The sequence below is a fragment of the Campylobacter sp. BCW_6464 genome (genome assembly GCF_001762775.1).
GTDB classification, from domain to species: Bacteria; Campylobacterota; Campylobacteria; order Campylobacterales; family Campylobacteraceae; genus Campylobacter_D; species Campylobacter_D jejuni.
Map to the genome: position 1 here is coordinate 42,506 of NZ_MJXM01000024.1, position 11,327 is coordinate 53,832.

12 protein-coding genes, 2 tRNA genes and 1 pseudogene are annotated in these 11,327 nt (G+C 31.1%); 6 read left to right on the plus strand and 9 right to left on the minus strand.

Annotated elements, in window-relative coordinates; all coding sequences use genetic code 11:
- The 4 genes from AJ885_RS00665 to AJ885_RS00680 are packed head-to-tail and all read right to left on the minus strand — an operon-like array spanning position 1 to position 2,817.
- Positions 1 to 600 (minus strand): DNA polymerase III subunit delta', encoded by a 600-nt coding sequence (locus AJ885_RS00665; RefSeq protein WP_002921223.1) that lies wholly within the window; start codon positions 598 to 600, stop codon positions 1 to 3.
- Positions 601 to 605: 5 nt separating this feature from the next.
- On the minus strand, positions 606 to 1,142 hold the full coding sequence (locus AJ885_RS00670) for a HobA family DNA replication regulator (RefSeq protein WP_070233254.1): 537 nt from the start codon (positions 1,140 to 1,142) through the stop codon (positions 606 to 608).
- Positions 1,143 to 2,345, minus strand: a complete 1,203-nt coding sequence (locus AJ885_RS00675; protein ID WP_002854935.1) for an aspartate kinase — start codon at positions 2,343 to 2,345, stop codon at positions 1,143 to 1,145.
- A 1-nt stretch (position 2,346) separates the two neighbouring features.
- Positions 2,347 to 2,817, minus strand: a complete 471-nt coding sequence (locus AJ885_RS00680; RefSeq protein WP_044794063.1) for an RNA pyrophosphohydrolase — start codon at positions 2,815 to 2,817, stop codon at positions 2,347 to 2,349.
- 101 nt (positions 2,818 to 2,918) lie between these two features.
- Between AJ885_RS00680 and hemW the strand changes: the two genes are divergently transcribed.
- The 4 genes and pseudogenes from hemW to queA all read left to right on the plus strand — a co-directional run bounded on the left by hemW (position 2,919) and on the right by queA (position 6,211).
- Complete coding sequence (gene hemW / locus AJ885_RS00685) at positions 2,919 to 3,986, plus strand: radical SAM family heme chaperone HemW (RefSeq protein WP_070248248.1); 1,068 nt, start codon at positions 2,919 to 2,921, stop codon at positions 3,984 to 3,986.
- A gap of 58 nt (positions 3,987 to 4,044) precedes the next feature.
- A pseudogene (gene tatB / locus AJ885_RS00690) lies at positions 4,045 to 4,460 on the plus strand (Sec-independent protein translocase protein TatB).
- On the plus strand, positions 4,453 to 5,190 hold the full coding sequence (gene tatC / locus AJ885_RS00695) for a twin-arginine translocase subunit TatC (RefSeq protein WP_070248250.1): 738 nt from the start codon (positions 4,453 to 4,455) through the stop codon (positions 5,188 to 5,190). The pseudogene tatB and the gene tatC overlap by 8 nt, the downstream one beginning before the upstream one ends.
- Entirely contained in the window at positions 5,183 to 6,211 is a 1,029-nt protein-coding gene (gene queA / locus AJ885_RS00700) for a tRNA preQ1(34) S-adenosylmethionine ribosyltransferase-isomerase QueA (RefSeq protein ID WP_070248252.1), read from the plus strand. The genes tatC and queA overlap by 8 nt, the downstream gene beginning before the upstream one ends.
- Here the strand turns inward: queA and lpxD are convergent.
- The 5 genes from lpxD to AJ885_RS00725 are packed head-to-tail and all read right to left on the minus strand — an operon-like array spanning position 6,200 to position 10,815.
- The gene (gene lpxD, locus AJ885_RS00705; protein ID WP_070233249.1) at positions 6,200 to 7,165 is read right to left on the minus strand and encodes a UDP-3-O-(3-hydroxymyristoyl)glucosamine N-acyltransferase; all 966 of its coding nucleotides are present in this window, start codon (positions 7,163 to 7,165) and stop codon (positions 6,200 to 6,202) included. The two genes, queA and lpxD, sit on opposite strands and share 12 nt — an antisense overlap.
- Entirely contained in the window at positions 7,162 to 7,626 is a 465-nt protein-coding gene (gene ilvN / locus AJ885_RS00710) for an acetolactate synthase small subunit (protein ID WP_002852211.1), read from the minus strand. Before ilvN ends, lpxD begins: the two co-directional genes overlap by 4 nt.
- A complete protein-coding gene (locus tag AJ885_RS00715) occupies positions 7,623 to 9,323 on the minus strand; it encodes an acetolactate synthase large subunit (protein WP_070209842.1) in 1,701 nt (566 codons plus the stop codon). Before AJ885_RS00715 ends, ilvN begins: the two co-directional genes overlap by 4 nt.
- 17 nt (positions 9,324 to 9,340) lie before the next feature.
- A complete protein-coding gene (locus AJ885_RS00720; RefSeq protein ID WP_070209841.1) occupies positions 9,341 to 9,784 on the minus strand; it encodes a GatB/YqeY domain-containing protein in 444 nt (147 codons plus the stop codon).
- 11 nt (positions 9,785 to 9,795) lie between these two features.
- Positions 9,796 to 10,815, minus strand: coding sequence for a bifunctional 3,4-dihydroxy-2-butanone 4-phosphate synthase/GTP cyclohydrolase II (locus tag AJ885_RS00725; RefSeq protein WP_070280580.1), 1,020 nt, complete (start codon positions 10,813 to 10,815; stop codon positions 9,796 to 9,798).
- 92 nt (positions 10,816 to 10,907) lie between these two features.
- On the opposite strand from AJ885_RS00725, the gene AJ885_RS00730 reads away from it, so the two are divergent.
- A tRNA-Gln gene (locus AJ885_RS00730) sits at positions 10,908 to 10,982 on the plus strand.
- A gap of 33 nt (positions 10,983 to 11,015) precedes the next feature.
- Positions 11,016 to 11,091: transfer RNA gene (locus AJ885_RS00735), tRNA-Met, on the plus strand.
- The last annotated feature ends 236 nt before the right edge of the window (positions 11,092 to 11,327 follow it).

Consider the following 11,327-nt stretch of genomic DNA (forward strand, 5'->3'; position numbering starts at 1 on the left):
TTATTTCTTTGTATAGTAATTTAATAAAAGAGTAGCCAAAAGTACCCCGCTTTTAGAATTTAATTTTGCAAGCTCATAACTTTCATAAAAAAACTCTAATTCTTCAGCGTTAAAATCTTTATATTTCACACATTCTTTAGCAAGCAATGCGATTTGATCCATAAGTTCATTTTTATCCAAATTTTCATTTTTTTGCAAAAAATCAAAAAGCATTCTTAAATCCATTCTTTTAAGATCTAAATCAAGTTTTTTAACTTCCTTTTCAACTTTTCTTTTTTCACAAATAAGACGTGATTTTATAGTAGGTAAAAGTAAATTTTTAGAAGGTACCACAATAAGAAATTTAATATTTTTTGGAGGTTCTTCAAGAAGTTTAAGTAAAAAATTTTGTGCTTCTATCCTATAAGAATCCGCCATTAAAACAATAATTTTTTCTTCGGTTTCTGCGATATAGCTTTCTTTTTCAACTGCTCTTGCATCATCAAGTAAAAATTCATTTTGTGGCATAAAAAATCTTAATTTTTTAATACCAAAATTATTAATCATTTCTTCTTTAATACCTAAAAAATCTTCACTGATAATAATCTTACTAATAAACAAAATATTTATCCTAATTGCACCTTGGAAAATAATATTGCATCCAAACTTACATCAAAAAGTTGATATAAACTAATAAGCTTGATATCCAAGTCTTTATCTTTAGAATTTAAATAAAAACTATCTTGTAACTGCTCATCAAAAAGCCACAATAAACTATCATCTCTTGATTTAGCGATTAAAGATTTATTATCAGAAGCACTTCCTACATAAAAATACACATAACCATTAGGAAAAGAAATGTCAAGCAAGTCATTAAGTAAAGCTATATCTTCTGAACTTTGTACTTTCTTCTTGCATAAAGAATTTAACGACACAAAAGGAAGCATAGGACGAGCGGCTTTTGAATTTATATTTTTTAAAAAATACTCTTCATACCAAGATCTTTGTTCATCACACATTAAGACAAAAGTGCGTCCTTCTAAAAGATATTTAAGTCTTGCAGCCATCAAAGGAGCCCATTCTAAACGACGCGACTCCAACCATGCCATAAAAGCTCCGCCATTGCGGATATTTTCAAGAGTAAAACTTAAAAAATCACTCATTTATTTATCAAGTCCATAGCACTCATGTAGTGCTCTAACTGCAAGTTCTCCGTATTTTTCATGAACTATCATCGAAATTTTAATTTCGCTAGTAGAAATCATACCGATATTAATCCCCTCATCAGCTAAAGCTTTAAAAGCTTTACTTGCCACTCCTGAATGTGATTTCATGCCTACGCCGACTATAGAAACTTTTACTACAGCACTATCACTTTCTATAGTTGTTTTTGAGCTTAAAATTTTTTGCATAGCATTTTTGGCTAATTCAAGTTCATTTTGAGGAACCGTAAAACCCAAATTTGTAGCGCCATCAACTCCAACATTTTGTATAATCATATCTACATTAATATTTTCATTTGCTAAAACAGAAAAAATTTCAGCTGCGATTCCAGGCTTATCTTCTACATTTCTTAAAGTCACTCTTGCTTGATTTTTATCCAAAGCAATACCACTTACTAAAGCTTGTTCCATTCCATCTTCCTTTGTTATCATTGTTCCTTCGTTATTGTTAAAACTACTTCTGGTTACTAAGTTAACATTTAATTTTTTTGCAAGCTCTACAGAGCGATTTTGCAAAACTTTTGCACCCAAACTTGCAAGTTCAAGCATTTCTTCATAAGAAATTTTATCTAATTTCTTTGCCTTTGGTTCAATTCTTGGATCTGTTGTATAAACCCCATCAACATCGGTATAAATTTCACACAAATCCGCATTTAAGGCACCTGCTACTGCCACAGCACTTAAATCGCTTCCGCCACGCCCTAAAGTAGTTACATTACCTTCCTCATCTACACCTTGAAAACCCGCTATAACGACTATTTTACCATTTTGAAGTTCTGATTTTATCGCTTTTGTATCAATATGATGAATTCTTGCCTTTGTAAAAACACTATCTGTAATAATTCCTGCTTTTCTCCCAGAAAATGATATAGCAGGATAACCCTTTTCGTTTAAAGCAATAGAAAGTAAAGCGCTTGTTACACGCTCTCCACTGCTTAAAAGCATATCCATATCTTTACCATTAGGGGTTTTACTAAAATATTCAGCTTGCTCGATAAGAGTATTTGTCACCCCACTCATTGCAGATACTACAACAACAAGTTGATTACCCTGTTGCGCACTCTGAATAACCCTATTGGCTACTGCTTCGATACGCTCAAGTGTTCCAACGCTTGTTCCACCATATTTTTGAACTATAAGCATTTTAGATATAACCTTTCTCTTCAAAATATTTGATCACTTTAACATAAATATTTTTTTTGAAATGATTAATCATTTCAAAAATTTGTTTAACACTCACAAATTGATAATCATCAAATTCAGGATGCTTGGTATTGATATTGATTGTAGCACTGTGCTTTAAACGCACTAAAAAATATTTTTGAATCTGTCCATCATAAGGATACATTTTTTTAACAATTTTACTTGGAAAATCATAACTCAACCATTCTGGATACTCAGCAATGATTTCAACCTCATCGGTGCCTATTTCTTCTTTTAGTTCTCTAAATAAAGCGTTTTTGACACTTTCACCTTTATCAATACCTCCTTGTGGAAATTGCCAAATATTATCCATATCACTTCTTCTAGCTATAAAAATCTTACACTCAAAAGGATAAGAACTTGACAAAATAACAGCTGCAACATTTGGTCTATAATTTTTCTCGTTTTCCACAATATTTTTCCTTAATTTAAAGGAAATAATTTTAACCTAAATCAAATCAAATTTTTATTAAAATACATTAAAAAAATTTAATAAAATATTTTAGGGTTTTTATGCATTTTTATATCCATATTCCATTTTGTGAAAGCAAATGTAATTATTGTGCTTTTACAAGTTTGAAAAAAAATGATTATGAAAAAGCCTATTTTAAGGCTTTAAAAGAAGATATTATTTTTCAATTAAAACAATTTAACATTCAATCAAATCAAATTAAAACCTTATTCATAGGCGGAGGAACACCAAGTTGTGTTGATGCGTATAATTATGAAGATATTTTTAAAATTTTATATCCTTTACTAGATAAAAATGTAGAAATTTCATGCGAAGCTAATCCCAACTCAGCAACATTAAATTGGCTTAAAAATATGAAAAATCTAGGAGTTAATCGCATTTCTTTTGGAGCTCAAAGTTTTCATCCTAAAAAACTTCACTTTCTTGGAAGAATTCATAATCAAGAAATGATTATCAAAGCATTAGAAAACGCAAATAAAATAGGTTTTAAAAATATCAATTTAGATCTTATTTATGATACAAAATTAGACAATAAAAAAATGCTTGAATTTGAACTCTTATACTTAAAACAAATCAAGGCTTTAATCACACACCTTAGTGCTTATAATTTAACCATAGAATCAAACACAGCCTTTGCCAAAAAAGAACACTTTAAAAAAAATGCTCCTAATTTAATGAAATTTTTCATCAAACAACTCCTAGAACTTGACTTTTTTCAATATGAAATCAGTAATTTTTCAAAAACCAAAGCCCAAATTTGCAAACATAATCTTGCTTATTGGCAAGGAAAAAACTACCTAGCTTGTGGATTAAGTGCGGTAGGATTTTATGAAAACAAGCGTTTTTATACAGCAAAAAATTTAAAAAATTACATAGAAAATCCCACTTTTAGATCTATAGAGCAGCTAAGTTTTAAAGACTTGAATTTAGAACACCTATTTTTAGGACTTAGAAGTATAGTAGGGATTGATGAAACAAAACTCAATCAATGGCAAAAAGACAAAATAAATATATTATTAAAAGAAAAAAAACTTTTTTACAAAAATAAAAGATATTTTAATCCTAATTTTCTCATTAGCGACGAACTTGCTTTATATCTCTCATCTTAAATTTAAGTTTTTTAAGTAAAATATTTATTTAAAATATCAAATCAAAGAGTAATGATTAATGAGTTTTGGTGAAATTATAGTTATTTTAGTTGTAGCGATTTTAGTCTTAGGGCCTGATAAACTTCCAGAAGCTATAGTACAAATAGCAAAAATTCTAAAAGCTGTAAAACGCAACATAGATGATGCAAAATCAAGCATAGAAAAAGAAATACGCATCAATGACTTAAAAGAAGAAGCTAAGAAATACAAAGATGAATTTTCAAGCACTAATGAAAACATACGCAAAAAACTCAGTTTTGAAGAATTTGATGACCTTAAAAGAGATATTTTAGATAAAACAAAGGTGGATTTAACCTTTGATAGCAGAGATGATAACACAAAAAATAACCTTAGCGGACAAAATTTAAATACAGAAGAAAAACCAAATCTTAGCAAATTAGAAACACAAGATAAAACGGAAAAATAAATGTTTGAAGAATTAAGACCTCATTTAGTAGAACTTAGAAAACGCCTTTTTATAAGCGTTGCTTGCATTGTAGTTATGTTTATTGTATGTTTTGCTCTACGAAGCTATATCTTAGATATTCTAAAAGCTCCACTTATAGCTGTTTTGCCCGAAGTAGCCAAACATGTGAATGTAATTGAAGTACAAGAAGCCTTATTTACTGCAATGAAAGTTAGTTTTTTTGCAGCCTTTATCTTTTCTTTACCTGTAATTTTTTGGCAATTTTGGAAATTTGTAGCTCCGGGACTTTACGATAATGAAAAACGCCTTGTGGTGCCTTTTGTTAGTTTTGCAAGCATTATGTTCGCCTTAGGGGCTTGTTTTTGTTATTTTGTTGTAGTGCCTTTGGCTTTTAAATTTTTGATTAATTTTGGTTTAAATGAAGATTTTAATCCTGTGATTACCATAGGAACTTATGTAGATTTTTTTACAAAAGTTGTTGTGGCTTTTGGCTTAGCTTTTGAAATGCCTGTAATTGCCTTTTTCTTTGCTAAAATCGGGCTTATAGATGATAGTTTTTTAAAACGCCATTTTCGCATAGCTGTTTTAGTTATTTTTGTTTTTTCAGCCTTTATGACTCCACCTGATGTTTTATCTCAATTTTTAATGGCAGGACCACTTTGTGGACTTTATGGACTTTCTATTTTAATTGTTCAAAAGGTAAATCCTGCCCCAAAAGATAAAGAAAGTGATGAATAAAGACTTACTTCTTTCAAGCTATGATTACACTCTAGCTAATGAACTCATAGCTAACTATCCTGCAAATCCGAAAGAAGATGCTAGGCTTTTGGTTTTTGATCGCAAAAACAAAGAAATTTTTCACACTACTTTTAAAAATTTACAAGACTTTTTACCCAACTGCGCGATTTTTTTCAATGATACTAAAGTTATTAAAGCAAGAATTTATGGCAATAAAGCAAGCGGAGGAAAAATAGAGCTTTTCTTACATCAACCTTTTTTAAATTCTCACAATCCACTTTTTCTAGCTCAAATTAAAGGGCGTGTTAAAAAAGATGAAATCTTATATTTTAAAGAGGATTTAAAAGCGCGCGTTGTAAAACTTTTAGATGATGGTCTTCGAAAAGTTCAATTTTTTCAAAATGATAAAACCTTAGACACCTCAAATCTTTACAACCTGCTTGACAAGATAGGACATATACCCTTGCCTCCTTATATTAAAAGGGAGGATGAAAAAAGTGATTTGAAAGATTATCAAAGTATCTTTGCAAAAAATTTAGGCGCGGTAGCTGCTCCAACTGCAAGTTTACATTTTAGTGAGACTATGCTTGAAAATTTAAGAAAAAAACACGAAATTTATCATTTAACTTTACATGTAGGAGCTGGAACCTTTAAAAGCGTGGAATGTGAAAATATACAAGAGCATAAAATGCATAGCGAATTTTTTAATATTCCGCAGCAAGCATGTGAAATTATAGATTCAAAACAAGCTATTTTAGGCGTAGGAACAACGGTAACAAGAACTATAGAATATTATGCAAGAACTAAAACAAAAAATGGTTTTTGCGATCTTTTTTTACACCCGCAAAATCCACCTATAAGACAAAATCATCTTTTGACCAATTTTCATTTACCAAAATCTACTCTTATCATGCTAGTTTCAGCTTTTATCGGTAGAGAACAGTGTTTAAAACTTTATGAACTTGCCATAAAAGAAAAATATCGCTTTTACTCTTATGGTGATGCGATGTTAATCTTGTGATTTTTCTTTAAAATTTATTGCTATTTTAGCTTGAAGTTTTAGCCAATCTTTTTGAAGCATGATAGGAAAACCACCATAAACGCGCCCACCTTCTAAATTTTTACTCACACCGCCTCTTGCAGCTATAGTACTAAAATCGCCTATTTTTAAATGTCCACTCGTTGCACTTTGACCACCCATAATAACATTGCGTCCTAACTCACTTGAACCTGAAATTCCAGTTTGTGCTACAATGATACAATTTTGACCTATATTGCAATTATGTCCGATTTGAACTAGATTGTCTACCTTAGTACCTGCTTTGATAATAGTACTATCAAAAACTGCTCTATCTATAGTTGTACAAGCCCCCACTTCTACAAAATCTTCTAAAATCACATTGCCATTATGATAAATTTTATAATGTTCGCCGTTTTTATTGTGCGCATAACCAAAACCATCGCTTCCTATTACACAATTAGCAAGCAAATGACATTTTTTACCAATTTTAGTGTCATTATAAATCACTACATTAGGATGGATAATACTCTCATCACCAATGCTGACATTATCGCCTATATAAGCTCCTGCCATAATGATTACATTTTCACCTATATTTACATTATCACCTATATAAACATTAGGCATGATTCTTGCGCTTTTTGCGATATTTTGTATTTTTTCTTTAACTGTGCTTATCAAAGGCTTAGCAAAAAGCTTGCTTAAAAAAGCAAAATTCAAATGTGGATTTTGAGTAATCAAAGCTTTAGTATCTTTAGGTACTAAATTTTCATATTCTTTAGATACTAAAATAGCAGCAGCTCCTGTGTGAGGTATATCTTTGGTATTTTTCTCACCATCACAATAAGTAAGCTCTGTAAAATTTGCTTTCAATAAAGAATTTAAAGCACTGATTTCTATATCCTCACCTTTATACTCTAAGCTTAAAAATTCTGCTATTTCACTTAATTTCATTTAATCTCCATCAAAACAGATCCACTGCGAACTATATCACTAGGATTGTATTTTTTAATTGTTTTTAAAAAATTATCAATGCGATTTGCATCATCGGCAACCATTAAAAACAAAAAATTCTCATTGCTATTTGCAATAGTACCATTATAAGCTTTCAAAACGGCATCAAGTCCACCTAAATTTTCATTTAAAGGAATTTTCACTAAAGCCATTTCTTTATCAATAAATTCTTCACTTTCTATCACTTTATAAGTAGGAATAAGCTTATGAAGTTGTTTGACTATCTGCTCAAAAGTTCTTTCATTTCCTGAAGTGACTATATTAATACGCGAAAATTCTTTATTTTCCAAAGGTGCTACTGTAAGCGAGTCAATATTATAACCTCTTCCTGAAAAAAGTCCTACTATACGAGATAAAACCCCATGCTCATTTAAAACAATTACCGATAAAACCCTTCTCATTGTCTATCCTTTGCCTTTGGTAAAATCATATTATAAATCGCACCTCCTGCAGGCACCATAGGTAAAACATCTTCAAAGCGATCAATTTTTACATTTAAAAGAGAGGTTTTATCACTTTTTAAAGCTTGACTAAAAGCTTGAATGAATTCTTCTTTGTTTGAAATTTCATAACCTTCGCAACCAAAACCTTGAGCAATTTTGATAAAATCAGGCTGAGTGCTTAAATCTGTTTGTGAAAAATGCTCTTTATAAAATATACTTTGCCATTGTCTTACCATACCTAAAAAGGCATTATTTAAAATAATATTTATAGTTTTTATACCATACTCATGAGCAGTCATAAGCTCTTGGATATTCATTAAAACCGATCCATCACCTACGAAATTAATCACTACTTCTTCATCCACAGCAAGCTTTGCACCCAAAGCAGCAGGTAAAGAATATCCCATAGTTCCTTGCCCTCCACTTGTTGCAAGTTGTCTTGGATAATTAAAAGGATAAAACTGCGCTACCCACATTTGATGCTGACCCACATCGGTAATAATCCTTGCATCAGGAGCCATCTTCGCACATTCTTCAATTACCCATTGCGGTTTTAAAACCTCATTACTATCTTCATAAGAAAGTGGATAAAGTTCATTATAACGCTTTAAAGTTTCGTGCCATTCTTTAAAAGTTGTATTGAAATTTTCCTTTTTAAGCTCTTCTAAAAGCTCTTTAAGAACTTCTTTAATATCTCCTACTATAGGATAATGCGCATTGATAATCTTTGAAATAGAACTAGGATCAATATCAACATGAACTATAGTCGCATGTTTGGCAAATTCACTTGTTTTTCCTGTAATCCTATCATCAAATCTCGCTCCTACGCTCACAAGCAAATCACACTCACTTAAAGCCATATTAGCAGCATAGCTTCCATGCATGCCTGCCATTTTGAGATTAAAAACATCATCACTTCTTAAAGTTCCAAGCGCCATCAAGGTTTCAACTGCTGGAATTTTTGTAAATTTTACAAGCTCTCTGATTTGCTCACTTGCATTAGAACTGATACAACCTCCACCCAAGTAAAATAAAGGTCTTTTTGCTTCTTTTAAAAGCTCTGCAAATTTTTTAATTTGTTTTGAGTTACCCTTATAAACAGGCTTATAAGTTTTCATAGAAATTTCTTTAGGATATTCCCAAAGTCCCAAAGTTGCACTTACATCTTTTGGCACATCTATATGCACAGGCCCAGGTCTACCACTCCTTGCTATATAAAAAGCCTCTTTTAAAATGCGTGGAAATTCTTCTATACAAGTAACTAAATAATTATGCTTCACACAAGGTCTTGAAATACCTACTGCATCAATTTCTTGAAAAGCATCTGTGCCAATAAGAGAATTTGCTACCTGCCCTGAAATCAATATTAAAGGGATAGAATCACTATAAGCCGTAGCTAGGCCTGTAATAGTATTTGTAAAACCTGGTCCGCTTGTAACTATAGCCACGCCCACTTCTCCGCTCATTCTTGCGTAAGCATCAGCAGCATGCAAAGCCGCTTGTTCATGACGCACTAAAATATGTTTAAAATACTTTTGATTGTAAATTTCATCATAAATATTAAGCGCAGCGCCTCCAGGATAGCCAAAAACAATTTTAACATTTTCTTCTTTTAAAGCCTCGCAAATCATTGCTGAACCGCTTAACTCTTTCATAATAACACTCCAAAAAATTATTGTAAAAGCTCTTTAAGTGCTAAATTAAGTCTTTTGCCATCAACACTCGCACCTAATTTTATTTTAGCTTCTTTCATTACCAAACCTTGTTCTTTTAGTGAACTTACACCCAATTCTTCTATAAGTTGTTTTAAGGCTAAAATTAACTCCTCATCACTTAGTTGTTTAGGCAGATAAATTTCAAAAAGACTTATTTCATTTTGTTCTTTTTGCGCTAAATCTTCACGATTTGCCTTAAGATAAAGTTCGATTGCGTCTTTGCGTTTTTTGATTTCACTTGCAATGATTTTATAAATTCTTTCATTATCTAATTCTATTCTTTCATCCACTTCTATTTGCTTAAAAGCTGCATTTAGAGTTCTTAAACTATCTCTTTTAAAATCATCTTTTTGTTTCATTGCCTCTTTGATATCGTTTAAAATTTGTTCTTTTAAAGTCATTTTTTTCCTTTTTAGTTAAAATTACAAGCTTTAAGATTTAAACCAAAACCTTCTAAGCCTATATAGTCTTTATCACAACTTTGAGATAAAAGTTTAATTTCTTCTATACCAAAATATCTTAAAATCTGTGCTCCTATACCATAGTTTTTGTATTGAGTAGTACTGGATTTTTCTCCTTGCATGAAAACTATAACGCCACCATTTTCACTAAGAAATTTGATTTGCTCTAAAAGTTTTGAAAATTTATCTGAAGTTAAAAGCTCAAAATCACTACCACTGATATGAAATTTAACATTTTCACATTTTTTGATATCTTTAAAGCAAAAAGCTATATGTTGGGTTTGATTATGATCGCTAAAGATAAATTTTTCTGCTTTAAAGCCTGCTAAAACACTTTGACTTTTTTCTTCAAGCTTAATAAGGCTTTCATGTTTTAGGCGATATTCTATAAGATCGCTTACGGCTATCATGTTTAAATCATGCTTTTGGCAAAAAAATTCTAGATCTTCTCTTCTTGCCATATCTCCATTATCTTTTACGATTTCACAAATCACACAAGCACCTTTTAATCCTGCTAATTTGCAAAGATCAACCGTGCCTTCTGTATGACCTGTGCGTTCTAAAACCCCACCTTTTTTTGCGATTAAAGGATTGATATGCCCTGGTCTTACAAAATCACTCGCTTTAGCATTATCATCGGCAAAAATTTGTATAGTCATATTTCTTTCATAAGCACTAACTCCCGTTGTAGCATCTTTTGCATCTACGGTTATAGTAAAAGCAGTTTCGTGGTTTGAAGTATTTTTAGGCACCATTAAAGGAAGTTCAAATTTTTTTGCCAAAGTTTCATCTAAAGCTACGCAAACCACACCACGAGCTTCTTTTATCATGAAATTTACTTTTTCTTGGGTGCTAAATTGCACAGGAAAGATTAAATCACCTTCATTTTCTCTATCTTCTGCATCTACCATAACAAGCATTTTTCCTGCTTGCAAATCCTTAATCGCTTGTTCTATGCTAACAAATTTCATCTTTATTTCCTTAAAATTTTTAAAATTATAACTTAAATTGCTTGACAAATAAATTAAAATTCATTATAATCACACTTTTAAAAAATATTTATTGGGGTATCGCCAAGCGGTAAGGCAACAGGTTTTGGTCCTGTCATTCAGGGGTTCGAATCCCTTTACCCCATCCACTTCTTATTTTATATTTCAAATATCTTATGTGTCGCGAAGTAGAGCAGTGGTTAGCTCGTCGGGCTCATAACCCGAAGGTCGGGAGTTCAAATCTCCCCTTCGCAACCAAATGTATTAATCTTCAATCCTCTTCACTTCTTTTTAATCGTATTAAAATAATTTAAAATGATTGTATTGTTATAATCTTTGTTGAGTTTTTAAAATACTTTAAAAGAATGATTGCAATCTAAAAAGAGTTTAACAACCTTAACAACATCCATCCTAATAATTTTAAAATTATCAGGATGAAATTTTTAACAAGTAGGAGAGTAAACTAATTAAACTAAGTATGATCTTTTATAAGA